Below are 16,340 nucleotides of genomic sequence, written 5' to 3' on the forward strand. Positions count from 1 at the left end.
GTTACGCACCACCCCGTCAGTAGCTGAACAGGAGGGACAGCTGATAGAAACAGAAGCCACTGGAGCACCTCAAAAACACCATCATACACTAAATCAGTAAGTTGGCAGCATCACCCAGGTGGTGTAGCGGAAAATAATTTCACAAGTATTCCCACATTTGCGACAGGTTCCCATAGCCATATAGTCTACGATCCCTGCATACCTGTAAACCCATACAGGTTGCGCATTGTTGGGAGAACCGCTAAACTTCTTTTGCCTTAAACAAGTGTAGCGGATGGGATACCTCCATACACAGTGGAAAGTTTCTCAGACTTCCCACACCTTCAAAAGCCCTGTTCTCAGCAGGGCTTTGTTTTTTTACTCTTCCACTGATACTAATGGTACCGACCATGGAAGCTTGATGGTACGCATTGGTGTGCGTTCCAACGTAGATTCAAACGCGAGTTTCAACGCAATTGAAGTGAAGTTTTCAAAGAACCATTGGTTAGATTCATAAAACTCTTCTTCAATAGGCTCTTTACCTTCAATATCATAGAAGATGAAAATCTTAAGATTAACTTCAAATGCCAGACCTTCTTCATCTGGATTATCTAGATCATCAAGAGCACCATCATCATAACCTTTAACTGAAGCATCAATAGTTAGTTGGGCCCAGCATTTTTCTTGCTCTTCGTCATAACCAGAACCGAAATCGCAGTCACTAACGACTAATTTATACCGCCCACCATCACTGTCTTTGTGTTCAATAAATTGTGATGAGGAAACCTCAAAACCTTTGAACTTTATTCTTTCCAGCATTAGTGACGAGTTCCTTTTTCAATATCCCCGACCCACTTAGTCTCGCGCTCTGAAGTGGCGAAATATTCTTGAGAATAAATCTCTGTTCTTTCGCGTTTCTCGAAGTGAAAGTGAATCTCTTTCTTACCAGCAACCTTCTCTTCAATGGCTGTTTTTACATAGTCGTTTAGACTTTTTCCATCAGCGCAAGCTGCCAAGTAGGCTTTTTTGTGCAAATCAGAACCGATGCGTACGTTGAATGTGCCGCTCATAGGTTTTTCTGGATCCTTGTTCAGGATCTTGCATGTATCCAGATAATCATCAACAGCCTCTTCGAAGGCCCCTTTAAGGCCATCAAGACTCTCAGCTTCATAAGTCACAAGATCATTTACACACTGAACTTTCCCATGAAGGACACCGTCCTCAAGAGAAAACTCAACGCTTCCAAAATAACCTTTATATTTCAGCATATTACTCATAATTATCTAGCTCATCTAAAAGAGTTTTAACTTCCTTGAGTACATACCCTTTTACTATATTACCCGGATGTGGACAGTGAAATGAAATCAACCTGCTCTGCTCATTAACAAATTTTCTTCTTGAACCAGAGCCATTAAGAATTTTAAAGCCATACTGCCCCAGAAGTGTAACAAGCTCTTCCCAGGTGAAATCTTTTGGTAGCGATGCTAATCGCTCCCTTAGTTTCTTGCTTTTACTCATTCCAGTATATCCATCAAGAGCTTGATTGCAACTAAAATTCAGTTGCAGACTATTGTACCGGAAAAATTTCAGAAAGATCATCAAGAAAGACAAAAATCACATCTAAAATTCCGGGGTTATTAGTACATTCATGATAAAAATGAATAAAAACATAAGGTTGGGATGGTTTTCAAAATTACGAACTGACTAACAATGACTAGATAGATTTATCCAATGAGTGCAACACCCCACCCGATTGATACGATGATAAATCCTTGACGCACAATGGGCTAAAAACCATACAAGCATTGTATCAATAAAAAGAAGGTTGTTGTAAAGCGGAACAGATAAAAGATGAACAGGAAAGTAACAGGAGAAGGGGTGGATATACCAAGTGAATATACCAACACTATACCAAGAACCAGAAACAACAAGGGGCTACCTTTCGGTAACCCCTTGTTTAATTTGGCGGAAGCGTAGAGATTCGAACTCTAGAACCCTTTCGGGTCGCCGGTTTTCAAGACCGGTGCCTTCAACCACTCGGCCACGCTTCCAATGAGGCGCACTATAAACATCCCGAACGGACCTGTAAAGCACCAAAACGTTCGTTTGCCTGAAAAACAGCCAAAATGTTGTTATTCGTCTGAAAAAACAACAAAATGGCTATTTTTACGACGCTTTATTCCCCGAATTTCCGCTTAATGCTTTTTGATGTAGATATCTTTGGTGGAGAAGTTTCCAAGGCGATCCGGCGCAAAGCCGCCAACCCACGGTTTCACCAGGTGCGTACGCACATAGTGATAAACCGGAATGGCTGGTACATCGCGCGCCAGCAAATCTTCGGCTTTCTGGTAGTCACGTGCGCGCTGAGCGACATCTTGCGTTCTGGCCGCATCGCGCAGTGCCTCGTCGTAGTCCGGGTTGCTGTACTTTGCCGTATTCTCGCTGTCGCCGGTACGGAAGGTATTGAGGAACGTCGAAGCATCATCGTAGTCCGCAATCCAGGCGTAGCGTACGACGTCAAAATTACCGGTATGCATCGCATCCAGCATGGTTTTCCATTCCTGATTTTGCAGCTTGGCTTCAACGCCTAGATTTTTCTTCCACATCGAGGCGGCGGCAATGGCTATACGCTGATGCGATTCCGAGGTGTTGTACAGCAGATTGAATGACAGCGGGTGTGCTTCATTAAACCCGGCTTCCGCCAGCAGCTTTTTCGCCTCGGCCAGACGCTTATCGCGCGGCCAGGAGGCGTATTCAGGCCCGTGCAGCTTCACGCCGCCAATATCTGGCTGGCTAATCACCCACGCCGGGCTCTGCCCCTGCCCCAATACCTTGTCGGCGATAATGTCTTTATCCAGCGCCATATTCAGCGCACGACGCACGCGGGCATCGTTAAACGGCGGTTTCGTGGTGTTGAACTCATAGTAATAGGTGGCCAGCTGCGGTTTAACGTCCACCTGATCGCCGAGCGTCTTTTTCAACTGGCTGAACTGGTTAATCGGTAAGGTATAAACGATATCGACTTCACCCGCCTTGTAGCGGTTTACATCAGAAGCTTCAGAGCGGATAGGCAGATAGGTCACCTTATTGACCACCGTCTTCGTATTATCCCAGTAACGAGGATTGCGCTCGGCCACAATGCGCTCATTAACGACCCACTGTGAGAGCGTATAGGCTCCGCTGCCCACAAAGTGCTCTGGCTTCACCCATTTATCACCAAAGCGGCCGATCAGGACTTTATCCAGCGGGACCATCGACGGGTGCGCGAGCATGGCGAGAAAAGCCGAGTTAGGCTGCGTCAGGGTCACTTCGATTGTGGTGTCGTTAAGCGCCTGCACACCGAGGGTATCCGGGGCTTTCTTGCCTAAGGCAATATCCGCCGCGTTCACAATATGCATATTGCCAGGATAGCTGGCGTAAGGGGATGCGGTGGCCGGGGTAACCAGACGTTGCCAACTCCAGACGACATCCTGCGCGGTAATTGCAGAGCCGTCGGACCAGGTAATCCCGGGGCGCAGGTGGAACGTCCAGACGGTGTTGTCTTTATTGTCCCAGGACTCCGCCAGCCTTGGCTCAATGCTGCCATCGGGTTTCACCGCCACCAGCCCGTCAAACAGATCGTTGAGGATGTTAAACTCAACGTCGCTTTCCACTTTATGTGGGTCAAGCGAAGCTGGCTCATTGCCGTTGCCACGCACCAACTCCTGTTTGTCCGCCAATGCAGTACCTTCCGGTACGTTTGCAGCCTGTGCAGCACCGCTTAAACCTAGCGCCAGTAGCGCGATCGTGATGTTGTTATTGTGTTTTAATTTCATTTCCATTGCCTTGTCGTTATAACCCTCTTCACTCTTGGCATGAAGCGGTGATAACGCAAGGGCTTTCAACAACCTATAAGAGATTGATCTCGCTCTTTCTGGCTTTATTGATAGAATCTGTGACCGACCAGTAATACCCTGATTCGGCAGAGTAAAGATGGGTAAAATCATTTGGGAATAAAAGAGAGATTTCTTATTCTATGCCACTAATAACATCTGTCATAAGAGAGTGACTCATGGATCGCATAATTACTTCATCGCGTGACCGCTCATCGCTGCTGAGCACACACAAAGTCCTGCGTAATACTTATTTCCTGCTGAGCCTGACGCTGGCGTTTTCCGCCATTACCGCCACGGCCAGCACCGTGCTGATGCTGCCGTCTCCGGGCCTGATCCTGACGCTGGTTGGCATGTACGGGTTAATGTTCCTGACCTATAAAACGGCCGATAAGCCGGTAGGCATTCTGTCCGCTTTCGCCTTCACCGGTTTCCTGGGCTATATTCTGGGGCCGATTCTGAACGCCTACCTGTCTGCGGGCATGGGTGACGTTATCGGGATGGCGCTGGGCGGTACGGCGCTGGTGTTCTTTAGCTGCTCGGCCTACGTGCTGACCACCCGTAAGGACATGTCCTTCCTCGGCGGTATGCTGATGGCCGGTATCGTGGTGGTGCTGATTGGTATGGTGGCGAACATCTTCCTGCAGCTGCCTGCCCTGCACCTGGCGATTAGCGCGGTGTTTATCCTGATCTCTTCCGGTGCCATCCTGTATGAGACCAGCAACATCATCCGCGGCGGTGAGACCAACTACATCCGTGCTACCGTTAGCCTGTACGTCTCGCTGTACAACATCTTCGTCAGCCTGCTGAGCATTCTGGGCTTCGCAAGCCGCGATTAACCCCGACTCAACGGACTCAAGGCCTCGCTTATGCGGGGCCTTTTTATTTGCTACACTTCCCGCCATCTGTTTGTTGCGTGAAATATTATGCTTATCTACGAAAACACCGAAATTGAGACCGATAGCGAAGGCTATCTCAAAGACACTACGCTGTGGAGCGAAGGGCTGGCGGCGGCGATTGCCGCCAACGAAGGTATTGAACTGAGCCCTGAGCACTGGGAAGTGGTGCGTTTTGTGCGTGCGTTTTACCTGGAATTCAACACTTCCCCGGCCATTCGTATGCTGGTCAAAGCGATGGCGAACACCTTCGGCGAAGAGAAAGGCAACAGCCGCTACCTGTATCGCCTGTTCCCGAAAGGCCCGGCTAAACAGGCCACCAAAATCGCGGGTCTGCCTAAGCCTGTGAAGTGCATTTAATAGCGAATGCTGAAGTTGTTCCACGCTTTTTCGGGTTGATGAGGTTCGGCCAGAACTTTATCAACCCGGGCGCTGCGCGGCCCGCCCGCTTTTAACCATGCCAATAGCTTCTCAACCTGTTCATCATTGCCGCAGGCCACAACCTCCACGCTGCCATCATCCAGGTTCAACGCATAGCCGCGCAGACCAAGGCGCACGGCCTCCTGCTGGGTAAAAAAGCGAAAACCGACGCCCTGCACCTGGCCGTAAACCCAACAAATCACGCATTTATCCATGCGGTTCTCCTCCGGTATGGTTCAGACGATTAACACCACTCTACCGCCAATTGTCCTGACATTCTTCCGCTGTTCGTTGCATTTGTGCAGCGAAGTCGGGAAAATGCAGCCTGATCCCTTCCTATATAGTCAGATAAAAAACTATGAGTGTACGTTTAGTGTTAGCCAAAGGGCGCGAAAAATCATTGCTGCGCCGTCATCCCTGGGTCTTTTCCGGTGCGGTTGCTCGCATGGAAGGCAAAGCCAGCCTCGGTGAGACCATTGATATTGTTGATCATCAGGGTAAATGGTTAGCCCGTGGCGCATATTCTCCGGCTTCGCAGATCCGCGCTCGCGTGTGGACGTTTGATGCCAACGAAACCATCGATATCGACTTCTTCGTGCGTCGCCTGCAGCAAGCGCAAACCTGGCGTGACTGGCTGGCGCAGAAAGACGGGTTGGACAGCTACCGTCTGATCGCCGGCGAGTCTGACGGCCTGCCGGGCGTGACTATCGACCGCTTCGGTTCCTTCCTGGTGCTGCAGTTGCTGAGCGCCGGTGCCGAATACCAGCGTGCGGCGTTGATTAGCGCCCTGCAAACGCTGTATCCGCAATGTGCGATTTACGATCGTAGCGACGTTGCGGTACGTAAAAAAGAAGGCATGGAGCTGACCCAAGGGCCAGTGACCGGCGAACTGCCACCTGCCCTGCTGCCGATTGAAGAGCACGGCATGAAGCTGCTAGTAGATATCCAGGGTGGCCATAAAACCGGTTATTACCTCGACCAACGCGACAGCCGTCTGGCAACGCGTCGCTATGTGGCGGATAAACGCGTTCTGAACTGTTTCTCCTACACCGGCGGCTTTGCGGTTTCCGCGCTGATGGGCGGCTGCAGCCAGGTGACTAGCGTGGACACCTCTCAGGAAGCACTGGACGTCGCGCGTCAAAACGTCGAGCTGAACAAGCTGGACCTGAGCAAAGCCGAGTTCGTTCGCGACGATGTCTTCAAGCTGCTGCGTAAATACCGCGACCAGGGTGAGAAGTTCGATGTGATCGTGATGGATCCACCAAAATTCGTGGAAAACAAAAGCCAGCTGATGGGTGCCTGCCGTGGCTATAAAGACATTAATATGCTGGCGATCCAACTGCTGAATCCAGGCGGCGTGCTGCTGACCTTCTCCTGCTCCGGCCTGATGACGACGGATTTATTCCAGAAAATCATCGCCGACGCCGCAATTGATGCCGGTCGTGATGTACAATTTATAGAGCAGTTCCGTCAGGCAGCCGATCACCCGGTGATTGCAACCTACCCGGAAGGACTGTACCTGAAAGGATTTGCCTGCCGCGTCATGTAACTTGAAAAGCGAAATGGTGTCTATATATGTAGAGATACAGAGATAACGCCATTTCCCGGGAGGTGAGTATGATGATTACCAGCAAATTCGGTATTGGCCAGCAGGTGCGTCACTCCCTGCTGGGCTACCTGGGCGTGGTGGTAGATATCGACCCGGTTTACTCACTTGACGATCCTGACCCCGACGATCTGGCGGCAAGCGACGAGCTTCGTGCTTTGCCGTGGTATCACGTGGTGATGGAAGATGACGAAGGCCAGCCGGTGCATACCTATCTGGCCGAAGCCCAGTTAAGCAGTGAACCGAGAGAAGATCACCCAGAGCAACCTACGATGGATGAACTGGCGCGTACCATCCGCCGACAGCTACAGGCACCGCGGCTACGTAACTAGTTGCCGCATTAATGACAAAACCCCGCATTGCGGGGTTTTTTGTTATGAAGCGACGGTGAACTTCTTTATTTTGCGAGGCCCAAACGAGGGATCTCAATCGCCGGGCAACGGTCCATCACCACCTGCAGACCCGCGTTACGCGCCAGCACGGCCGCCTGTTCGTTAATCACCCCAAGCTGCATCCACAGCGTTTTGGCGCCAATCGCAATCGCCTCCTGTGCCACGCCCCATGCGGCTTCGGAATTGCGGAACACATCCACCATATCGACTTTCTCTGGCACATCGGCAAGCGTGGCGTAGCCCTTCTGCCCCAGCAGCGTACCGCCCGCCACCTTCGGTGACACCGGGATCACGCGATAGCCTTGATCCAGCAGGTATTTCATCACCCGATAGCTCGGGCGATCAGGTTTGTCGCTCGCCCCTACCAGCGCAATGGTGTGGGTGTTGGTCAAAATGTTGGCAATATCATTTTCTGTCATCATTATCCTCCTGGCTAATAGATTAAGTGTACGCGAGCGCGCTGATGTCGCGCGTCAAATTTTTGCGATTCAGAGCTTGCAGGCTGATTTGCTTGCAGTAATCTGTCTGGATTACACACTTAGGGAATGGCTTTATGGAACTGACGACCCGCACCTTACCGGCGCGTAAACACATTGCTCTGGTGGCACACGACCACTGCAAAGATATGCTGATGAAATGGGTGCAGCGCCACCGGGATTGCCTGGCGCAGCATACGCTGTCCGCCACCGGCACCACCGGTAACCTGGTGCAACGCGCCACCGGTCTGGAAGTGAAAGCCATGCTGAGTGGCCCGATGGGCGGCGATCAGCAGGTTGGCGCACTGATTTCTGAAGGTAAAATTGATGTCCTGATCTTCTTCTGGGACCCGCTCAACGCCGTACCACACGACCCGGACGTTAAGGCGCTGCTGCGTCTGGCAACCGTCTGGAACATCCCGGTTGCCACCAATGCGTCCACCGCCGACTTTATTATCCAGTCGCCGAACTTCAGCGAGCCGGTCGATATTCTTATCCCCGACTATCAGCGCTACCTCTCCGAACGCCTGAAATAAGCGTCCGCCAGGCCCGGAGTCGCAACAGCGGCTCCGGCTTATCTTACGGTTTACGTGCCACTGGCACCGATAGCTGCTTCAAAATATCGACGAACGGTGACGGCTGTTTAGCATTAAACAGTAGCCAGACGCGCAGACGCGCGCGGGTGATAGCCACGTATAGCAAACGACGTTCTTCGGCATCCGGGAAATCTTCCGGTGCAGGCAGCAGCGCCTGTTCCATAATCGACTCCCGCGCGGGGGCCGGGAAACCATCAAACCCTTCCTGTAATCCCAGCACGATAACGTAATCGGCCTGCTGGCCCTTGCTGGCGTGAACGGTCATAAAGTCGATATTCAGCTTCGGCCAGCGGGTCACCGCTTTTTCCAGTGCAGCCGGTTTCAGATGGTGATAGCGCGCCAGCACCAGAATCCGCTGCTCCTCGGTGGCATAGCCGCTGAGCTTATCAAACAGCGCATCAAGCTTATCGTCCTCCAGCAACGTCACCGCATTTTTGTCACCCGCCGTCAGGCTGTTGAGCGGTTTACTCAACTGATGCGGGTTCTGCTGAATAAAGCGATTGGCAATCTCACCAATACGGCCGTTGAAACGGTAGGTAGTGTCGAGCGCGCAGTTATCGCCTTCGCCAAAATAGTGGTTAAAGGCGGTCGTCAGAGACAGTTGCGCGCCGCTAAAGCGATAGATTGCCTGCCAGTCATCGCCCACCGCATAGAGCGAGGTATGCGAATTCTGTTTGCTCAGCGCTGCCAGCAGAGCGGCACGCTGAGGGGAGATATCCTGAAACTCATCAACCAGAATATGCTTCCACGGGCTGACAAAACGCCCTTTTTCCAGAATATTAATAGCCTGATGGATAAGCCCGGAGAAGTCGACGGCGTTTTCTTCTTTCAGCGCCGTTTTCCACGCTTTCAGCAGCGGAGCCATTAGCTTGACGCGTTTACCAAACAGATCACGTACCTCTTCCGGCGCGCCAGCAATCATCTCCGCCTGAGACCCGCCGTGCATACGCATCAGGCTTACCCAGCGATCAAGGCGGCTTCCCATGCGCTTAACGATCTTCTCATCTTCCCAGAAATTACCCTCGGCGACATCCCAGCCCAGTTCATCCTGGAGCCACAGCCGCCAGCCCTTGGCCTGGGCTTTTTTCTCCCGACACTGCTGCTGCCAGCACTGGGTAAACAGCGCATAACGGGCAGTCGCGTCATTCTCCAGTTTGCTGACCACGGGAACTTTTTTGCTGCCCTGCTGAATAATATGCAGCGCCAGCGCGTGGAAGGTTCGCGCTGTAATAGCATCGGTATGCAGGCGCGTTTGTAGGCGCTCATCCATCTCCTGCGCCGCTTTGCGGCCAAAGGCCAGCAGCAGAATTTGTTCTGCTGAAGCTTCACCACGCGCCAGCAGCCAGCCCGCACGTGCCACCAGCACGGACGTTTTACCGCTACCGGCCCCCGCTAGCACCAGCAGCGAGCGTTCGCCGTTAACCACCGCTCTGGCCTGGGAGGCATTCAGCGGCGATGACTCTATCTGTTCGAAAAACTCATGGTACTGCTCAAGCATCGCATCGGTATAACGTTGATTATGCTGTGCGCGGCCGTTCTCTTTATCTGCGAGCCATGCCTGGCACTGCCGCCACAGCTCACGGCAATTATCAAACGCCTCAAGGCGATCGGTCGGCAGCGGTAAACCTTCCAGTGCCAGTACAATCTGCTCGCGTATCTTTTTCGCCTGTTGACGCGTGAGCCACTGCGTTTCCACACTGCTGCCAGCGATAATCGCCAACTGCTTTTCGAGCAGTTCAGCAGCAATGTCGCTCATCTCCACGCCCCACTGCTGCCAGAGGCCGCTTAAATGACGGTGAAAGCGCTGCGTCTCCCCCCATTCGGTTCCATGCAGGCGCACAACTTTGTCCTCAGGCAACACAAACTCCAGCTCTCCCCACACCAGGCCGCGCTTGCAGTTAATCGCAAGAAGCTGGTTGAAAGGAATGAGATATTCATGTTGAGGGCCGGAAACTCTGACGCCCGCATTGAGGATCTCAACCCGGTCGTAAGGGTGCTGCGCCATGCGCTTGCCCAGCGTCGTTGCTTTTAATTCCATGTTGTGTCGAATCCTGACTTTTTCGATACCTCACAGTGTAACCGCCAGAGAATAGGTGCTCCAGCGCAAAAAAACGTTACAATCATCAGGTCTTATTATTCACAACGCAGCACAGGGGATTTATGCGTACAGTTCTGAATATTTTGAATTTTGTGTTAGGTGGATTTCTGACAACGCTGGGCTGGCTGTTTGCGACGCTGGCCAGCATCATTCTGGTTATCACGCTGCCGCTTACCCGCTCCTGCTGGGAGATAACCAAACTGTCGTTATTGCCTTTTGGCAACGAAGCCGTTCATGTTGACGAACTGGACCCTACCGCCAAAAACGGTGTGATGAACGCGGGCGGAACCGTGCTGAATATCGTCTGGTTCGTGCTGTTTGGCTGGTGGCTGTGCCTGACACATATCGTCGCCGGGATAGCCCAGTGCGTGACCATTATTGGTATCCCCGTCGGTATCGCTAACTTTAAAATTGCCGCCATCGCCCTTTGGCCGGTTGGCCGACGCGTGGTGCCAGTGGAAGTAGCACGCGCGGCGCGTGAAGCCAATGCGCGCCGCCGTTTTCAGTAATCAGGACGATTAATCGCTATGCTAAGCCCGTTGCTTCGCCGCTATACATGGAACAGTACCTGGCTCTACAACGCCAGAATCTTTATCGCGCTCGTCGGCACGACCGCGCTACCCTGGTGGCTGGGCGATGCCAAACTCACCATCCCGCTCACCCTGGGTGTGGTTGCCGCGGCGCTGACCGACCTTGATGACAGACTCACCGGGCGACTGCGCAACCTGGTGATCACCCTTATCTGCTTCTTTATCGCTTCCGCATCGGTCGAACTGCTGTTTCCGTGGCCGTGGATGTTTGCGCTGGGTTTAACCATTTCGACCATCGGTTTTATTCTGCTCGGCGGCCTGGGGCAGCGCTATGCGACCATCGCCTTTGGCGCGCTGCTGATTGCCATTTATACCATGCTTGGTGTGTCACTATACGCGCATTGGTATCAACAACCGGTGCTGCTGATTGCCGGTGCCGTCTGGTATAACGTGCTGACGCTAACCGGCCACCTGATTTTTCCTATCCGTCCGTTGCAGGATAATCTCGCCCGCAGCTATGAACAACTTTCACGCTATCTTGAGCTGAAGTCGCGCCTGTTTGACCCGGACCTGGATGATAAAGACCAGGCGCCGCTGTATGAACTGGCGCTAGCGAATGGTCAGCTAATGGCAACGCTCAACCAAACTAAGGCTTCTTTATTAACGCGTCTGCGCGGTGACCGTGGGCAGCGCAGCACGCGTCGAACGCTGCACTACTATTTTGTTGCTCAGGATATTCATGAACGCGCCAGTTCATCGCATATCCAGTATCAGGCACTGCGCGATACCTTCCGCTACAGCGACGTGATGTTCCGCTTCCAACGACTGCTCTCCATGCAATCGATGGCCTGTCAGGATCTGGCAAAAGCCATTTTGCTGCGTACGCCCTACCAGCACGATGCCCGGTTTGAGCGCGCATTTTCCCATCTCGATGCTGCATTAGATCGCGTTCGCGCCAGCGGCACCGCGCCAGAACAGATGAAAGCGCTCGGTTTTTTACTCAACAACCTGCGCGCCATTGATGCGCAGTTGGCGACCATCGAGTCTGAACAACTGCAGTCGCAGGCGAAAAACGAAACGGAAACCCTGTTGGCGGACGACAGCCTGCACGGTTTTGCCGACATTCGCTCGCGCCTGAGCCGCAATATGTCGCCGGAGTCGGCGCTATTTCGTCACGCGGTGCGTATGTCGCTGGTGCTGTGTGCGGGTTATGCGTTTATTCAGTTCACTGGCTTGCAGCATGGCTACTGGATCCTGCTCACCAGCCTGTTTGTCTGCCAGCCCAACTATAACGCCACCCGTCACCGCCTGGCGCTGCGTATCATCGGTACGCTGGTCGGCGTGGCGCTTGGGCTACCAATTCTATGGCTGGTGCCTTCGCTTGAGGGCCAACTGGCGCTGATTGTTGTCACCGGCGTTCTGTTTTTTGCGTTTCGCAACGTTCAGTATGCTCACGCGACGATGTTTATCACGTTATTGGTACTGCTGTGCTTTAATCTGCTCGGCGAGGGCTTCGAAGTGGCGCTGCCGCGCGTGGTGGATACGTTAATTGGCTGCGGTATAGCCTGGGCCGCCGTCAGCTTTATCTGGCCTGACTGGAAGTTCCGCAACCTTCCTCGCGTGCTGGAGCGCGCGGTGGATGCCAACTGCCGCTATCTGGATGCGATTCTTGAACAATACCACCAGGGGCGCGATAACCGGCTGGCCTATCGAATCGCACGACGAGATGCCCATAATCGCGACGCAGAGTTAGCTTCCGTGGTCTCTAATATGTCGAGTGAACCGAGAGTGACCGCAGAAATGCGGGAGACGGCGTTTCGTCTGCTGTGTCTGAACCATACCCTCACCAGCTATATTTCCGCCCTGGGAGCCCATAGGGAAAAACTGGCTACGGCGGAAATACTGGCTCTTCTGGACGATGCGGTATGCTACGTCGACGATGCCCTGCACCACCAGCCTTCCGATGAAGAGCGGGTGCAGCAGGCATTAAGCGGCTTAGCCGCGCGAATCCAACATCTCGATCCTCGCCCGGACAGCAAAGAGCCATTAGTGTTGCAACAAATCGGCCTGATGATTTCGTTGTTACCTGAAATCTGCCGCCTGCAAAAGCAGGTTATGGCATAACATCAGTTGTACGGGCATTGGCTAATGCCCATTCCAGCAGCTCCTGGCGCCGCGGCGCCGGGAGCGTTGCGGCATGAACCCCAACAATCGCCCCTTCCAATGAATACAGCACATTAATACTGATCTGTTTGCGAATGCGACGAAGCGCGAGCCATGCCTCTTCCGCCCCTATCTGCTGTAGCATTCGAACATCCTTAATGCCCGCTTCACTCAGCAACAGCTCCATATGAAAAGAGAGATTGGGAAGATCTTTAATCCTCTGCGGCCCCTGCCGGATTTTCTCCCGCCGTGCGTCTGCCAGCGAGAACTGTCCAAGCTGTAATAACGTCGGCTGATCGGACCAAAGCATATTGTCGACATGGAAATATTTTAACTGCTGTGAACATCCTCTTTTGCGTAATGTTAATAATGGAGGCGAATGCTTAGCCTGGTATGGCGCACTCTCCTCGCACATTCTCAGGTACAGCTCCCCTTCAGAAACCATTGCAAACACCGCATTGTTGACGGCAAGGCTGTAGCCGCCGAACAGCGCCCGTGACTTGATTTTGCCCAACAGCGAAAAGTATTTCTGGGACTGATAAATCCGTTTATACGATATTTTCTTCATGATTAATCCTTAATAATCATGGGCATGGATGCATTAAATTAATTAATGGAAGGCATAATAAGCAACATAGGCGCGTTCTTTCGGCGCGGCAAGGTGAATTTACCATCGGGGGCATTTAGAGTGCATTTTTGCGAGTTGCTTTCAGAAAATGAGGTTGATCTTTAATCTTCAGGGTAGTACTGTATATTCATACAGTAACCCACAGGGCTGGATTAACTATGTATACTTCTGGTGTTGTAAATCGTTCTTCTGCTGCGGCAACCACTACCGCTTCCCATACTTTTACCTCTGTAAAAGCGCCGTCTGCTGCGTTAATCAGCGAAGTGCTTTATCGGGAAGATCAGCCAATGATGGCGCAACTATTACTCTTACCGTTGCTGCAGCAGCTCGGTCAGCAGTCCCGTTGGCAGCTTTGGCTAACGCCGCAACAAAAGTTAAGCCGCGAGTGGGTACAGTCATCCGGTCTGCCGCTAACGAAAGTCATGCAACTGCGCCAGATGTCCTCATATGACATGCTTGATTCTATGGTTCGGGCATCCCAGACTGGAAATTATAGTGTGGTTATCGGCTGGCTGACGGATGAATTATCAGCAGAAGAACATGCCCGATTACAACGTGCTGCGGAGGAAGGTAACGCGATGGTGCTCATTATGCGACCAGTTCAGTCCGCATCTCATTCAACAGGACAATTTAATGGGCTAAAAATTCACTCAAATTTGTATCATTGAGTGAAATTAGGATTATTCCTGGGATTTTTTTTGCGGTTTTTTTATCTCCACGATTTTTCGGCTGATTTTAGACAGAATGCTTGTCTGGTGCGGTTCGCGGTATTTTATGTCGATTAATTTTTCGACATATTTGTTAAATATTGCATATACAACTCTTTTTTTTTCATAAGCCTGACGGAGTTCACACTTGTAAGTTTCGAGCGACGTTGTAGACTTTACATCGCCAGGGGTGCTCAAGCTTAACCGCAGTTATCTGCTGAGTATTTTATTAAGCCACGCCCCCGGTGGAAGGATTTAACCGTGAGTCTATTTAGAACTTCATGGCAAATTTTGGATGATAACGAGGCGCAAAAAATGAAAAAGACAGCTATCGCGATTGCAGTGGCACTGGCAGGCTTCGCTTCTGTAGCGCAGGCCGCTCCGCAAGACAACACCTGGTACGCAGGTGGTAAACTGGGCTGGTCCCAGTACCATGACACCGGCTGGTATAACAGTGCTTATAACAACGACGGTTCTACCCACAACAGCCAGCTTGGTGCAGGCGCGTTCGGTGGCTACCAGGTTAACCCGTACGTTGGCTTCGAAATGGGCTACGACTGGCTGGGTCGTATGGAATACACTGGTACCGCGACAAGCGGCGCACTGAAAGCTCAGGGCGTACAGCTGACCGCTAAACTGGGCTACCCAGTAACCGACGACCTGGACATCTACACCCGTCTGGGCGGCATGGTATGGCGTGCTGATTCCAACAACACCAGCGATGGTGTTGGTAAAAACCACGACACCGGCGTTTCCCCAGTATTCGCTGGCGGCGTTGAGTGGGCTGTTACTCGTGACATCGCTACCCGTCTGGAATACCAGTGGGTTAACAACATCGGCGACGCAAACAGCGTTGGCGTACGTCCTGACAACGGCATGCTGAGCGTAGGCGTTTCCTACCGCTTCGGCCAGCAGGATGCAGCAGCTCCAGTAATCGCTCCAGCTCCGGCTCCAGCTCCAGAAGTACAGACCAAACACTTCACTCTGAAGTCTGACGTTCTGTTCAACTTCAACAAAGCTACTCTGAAACCAGAAGGTAAGCAGGCTCTGGATCAGATGTACTCCCAGCTGAGCAACCTGGATCCTAAAGAAGGTTCCGTAGTGGTTCTGGGCTTCACCGACCGTATCGGTTCTGACGCTTACAACCAGGGTCTGTCCGAAAAACGTGCACAGTCCGTTGTTGATTACCTGGTATCTAAAGGTATCCCAGCTGACAAAATCTCTGCACGTGGCATGGGCAAATCTAACCCAGTTACTGGCAACACCTGTGACAGCGTGAAAGCGAAAGCTGCGCTGATCGACTGCCTGGCACCAGATCGTCGCGTAGAGATCGAAGTTAAAGGTAGCAAAGACGTTGTAACTCAGCCTCAGGCTTAAGTTCTCGTCTAATAAAAAACCCCGCTCTGCGGGGTTTTTTTTGGTCTGAATCTAAAGCAACCGACATTATAGCAGCGGTATCGCCTATTTCTCTTTGCCCAGCATTGCTTCCAGATCCTGCTTCAGGCTGGACATCTTCGTCGCATACTTCTCTTTATTCTCGGCATCTTCAATCAGCTGAACAACCGTTTCAGACAAGGTTTTACCCCGGCGCTGTGCAAGCCCTGCCAGGCGCTGCCAGACGACGAACTCCAGATCGATCGACTTCTTACGGGTATGCTGATGCTCGGCGTTAAAATGACGTTTACGGCGTGCGCGAATCGTCTGCTTCATACGGTTCACCAGCTGCGGGTTCATGTGCTGGGTAATCCAGTCATTCACCAGAACCGGTTCATTTTCCAGTTTCAGCAAAACATCGACAGCCTCTTGCGCGGCGCTGGCTTCAATGTAACGGGTAATGGGCTCACCTTCCCGGTGCTTTTTCACCAGGTATTTCCATTTCCAGCCGCTTTCAAGATTTTCCAGTTGTTGATATTTCATTGCGATCTCAGTGTGACCGTGTAACTCTTTTCAGGATAACAGTTTTTCCTCAATGTGCTG

At 52.1% G+C, this 16,340-nt stretch carries 19 protein-coding genes and 1 tRNA gene; 9 read left to right on the forward strand and 11 right to left on the reverse strand.

Going from position 1 to position 16,340, the window contains the following annotated elements; genetic code table 11:
• The 6 genes from FHC49_RS24850 to FHC49_RS23540 form a co-directional block, all read right to left on the reverse strand.
• The coding region (locus FHC49_RS24850; RefSeq protein WP_001623223.1) for an IS1 family transposase at positions 1–60 on the reverse strand (60 nt) is incomplete at its 3' end.
• A gap of 297 nt (positions 61–357) precedes the next feature.
• Complete coding sequence (locus FHC49_RS23520; RefSeq protein ID WP_052284081.1) at positions 358–798, reverse strand: hypothetical protein; 441 nt, start codon at positions 796–798, stop codon at positions 358–360.
• Positions 798–1,256, reverse strand: coding sequence for a type II toxin-antitoxin system HicB family antitoxin (locus FHC49_RS23525; protein WP_052284080.1), 459 nt, complete (start codon positions 1,254–1,256; stop codon positions 798–800). The genes FHC49_RS23520 and FHC49_RS23525 overlap by 1 nt, the downstream gene beginning before the upstream one ends.
• Complete coding sequence (locus FHC49_RS23530; protein WP_052284148.1) at positions 1,249–1,497, reverse strand: type II toxin-antitoxin system HicA family toxin; 249 nt, start codon at positions 1,495–1,497, stop codon at positions 1,249–1,251. The genes FHC49_RS23525 and FHC49_RS23530 overlap by 8 nt, the downstream gene beginning before the upstream one ends.
• 445 nt (positions 1,498–1,942) lie before the next feature.
• Positions 1,943–2,030 (reverse strand) — tRNA-Ser (locus FHC49_RS23535).
• Between the two features lie 144 nt (positions 2,031–2,174).
• A complete protein-coding gene (locus tag FHC49_RS23540; protein ID WP_185666527.1) occupies positions 2,175–3,794 on the reverse strand; it encodes an ABC transporter substrate-binding protein in 1,620 nt (539 codons plus the stop codon).
• 236 nt (positions 3,795–4,030) lie between these two features.
• Here FHC49_RS23540 and yccA point away from each other — a divergent pair, with 236 nt between their 5' ends.
• Together yccA and tusE are read left to right on the forward strand one after the other, a co-directional pair.
• Positions 4,031–4,690, forward strand: a complete 660-nt coding sequence (gene yccA, locus FHC49_RS23545) for an FtsH protease modulator YccA (protein ID WP_052284078.1) — start codon at positions 4,031–4,033, stop codon at positions 4,688–4,690.
• Positions 4,691–4,777: 87 nt separating this feature from the next.
• A complete protein-coding gene (gene tusE, locus FHC49_RS23550; protein WP_185666528.1) occupies positions 4,778–5,107 on the forward strand; it encodes a sulfurtransferase TusE in 330 nt (109 codons plus the stop codon).
• On the opposite strand, the gene yccX is transcribed toward tusE, so the two are convergent.
• The gene (yccX, locus tag FHC49_RS23555) at positions 5,104–5,382 is read right to left on the reverse strand and encodes an acylphosphatase (RefSeq protein WP_185666529.1); all 279 of its coding nucleotides are present in this window, start codon (positions 5,380–5,382) and stop codon (positions 5,104–5,106) included. The two genes, tusE and yccX, sit on opposite strands and share 4 nt — an antisense overlap.
• Before the next feature lie 143 nt (positions 5,383–5,525).
• Between yccX and rlmI the strand changes: the two genes are divergently transcribed.
• On the forward strand, positions 5,526–6,716 hold the full coding sequence (gene rlmI / locus FHC49_RS23560; protein ID WP_185666530.1) for a 23S rRNA (cytosine(1962)-C(5))-methyltransferase RlmI: 1,191 nt from the start codon (positions 5,526–5,528) through the stop codon (positions 6,714–6,716).
• Between the two features lie 71 nt (positions 6,717–6,787).
• Complete coding sequence (gene hspQ / locus FHC49_RS23565; RefSeq protein WP_220441056.1) at positions 6,788–7,105, forward strand: heat shock protein HspQ; 318 nt, start codon at positions 6,788–6,790, stop codon at positions 7,103–7,105.
• 65 nt (positions 7,106–7,170) lie between these two features.
• Here hspQ and FHC49_RS23570 read toward each other — a convergent pair whose 3' ends face one another.
• Positions 7,171–7,584, reverse strand: coding sequence for a CoA-binding protein (locus tag FHC49_RS23570; protein ID WP_185666755.1), 414 nt, complete (start codon positions 7,582–7,584; stop codon positions 7,171–7,173).
• Positions 7,585–7,718: 134 nt separating this feature from the next.
• Between FHC49_RS23570 and mgsA the strand changes: the two genes are divergently transcribed.
• Positions 7,719–8,177 (forward strand): methylglyoxal synthase, encoded by a 459-nt coding sequence (gene mgsA / locus FHC49_RS23575; RefSeq protein WP_185666531.1) that lies wholly within the window; start codon positions 7,719–7,721, stop codon positions 8,175–8,177.
• A 43-nt stretch (positions 8,178–8,220) separates the two neighbouring features.
• On the opposite strand, the gene helD is transcribed toward mgsA, so the two are convergent.
• Positions 8,221–10,275 (reverse strand): DNA helicase IV, encoded by a 2,055-nt coding sequence (helD, locus tag FHC49_RS23580; RefSeq protein WP_220440994.1) that lies wholly within the window; start codon positions 10,273–10,275, stop codon positions 8,221–8,223.
• 122 nt (positions 10,276–10,397) lie between these two features.
• Here helD and FHC49_RS23585 point away from each other — a divergent pair, with 122 nt between their 5' ends.
• Together FHC49_RS23585 and yccS are read left to right on the forward strand one after the other, a co-directional pair.
• The gene (locus tag FHC49_RS23585; protein WP_185666533.1) at positions 10,398–10,844 is read left to right on the forward strand and encodes a YccF domain-containing protein; all 447 of its coding nucleotides are present in this window, start codon (positions 10,398–10,400) and stop codon (positions 10,842–10,844) included.
• Positions 10,845–10,862: 18 nt separating this feature from the next.
• A complete protein-coding gene (yccS, locus tag FHC49_RS23590) occupies positions 10,863–12,989 on the forward strand; it encodes a YccS family putative transporter (RefSeq protein WP_220440995.1) in 2,127 nt (708 codons plus the stop codon).
• Here yccS and FHC49_RS23595 read toward each other — a convergent pair.
• Positions 12,979–13,596 (reverse strand): TfoX/Sxy family DNA transformation protein, encoded by a 618-nt coding sequence (locus FHC49_RS23595; RefSeq protein WP_220440996.1) that lies wholly within the window; start codon positions 13,594–13,596, stop codon positions 12,979–12,981. The two genes, yccS and FHC49_RS23595, sit on opposite strands and share 11 nt — an antisense overlap.
• Positions 13,597–13,814: 218 nt before the next feature.
• Between FHC49_RS23595 and sulA the strand changes: the two genes are divergently transcribed.
• The gene (gene sulA / locus FHC49_RS23600; RefSeq protein ID WP_185666536.1) at positions 13,815–14,324 is read left to right on the forward strand and encodes an SOS-induced cell division inhibitor SulA; all 510 of its coding nucleotides are present in this window, start codon (positions 13,815–13,817) and stop codon (positions 14,322–14,324) included.
• A gap of 354 nt (positions 14,325–14,678) precedes the next feature.
• On the forward strand, positions 14,679–15,740 hold the full coding sequence (gene ompA, locus FHC49_RS23605) for a porin OmpA (protein WP_220440997.1): 1,062 nt from the start codon (positions 14,679–14,681) through the stop codon (positions 15,738–15,740).
• Between the two features lie 84 nt (positions 15,741–15,824).
• On the opposite strand, the gene matP is transcribed toward ompA, so the two are convergent.
• Positions 15,825–16,280: a macrodomain Ter protein MatP gene (gene matP / locus FHC49_RS23610; protein WP_185666538.1), complete on the reverse strand. Its 456-nt coding sequence runs from the start codon at positions 16,278–16,280 to the stop codon at positions 15,825–15,827.
• Positions 16,281–16,340: the final 60 nt, after the last annotated feature.

Origin of the sequence: Kluyvera sp. EC_51 (genome assembly GCF_019584505.1) — a bacterium.
Lineage (GTDB): Bacteria > Pseudomonadota > Gammaproteobacteria > Enterobacterales > Enterobacteriaceae > Kluyvera > Kluyvera sichuanensis.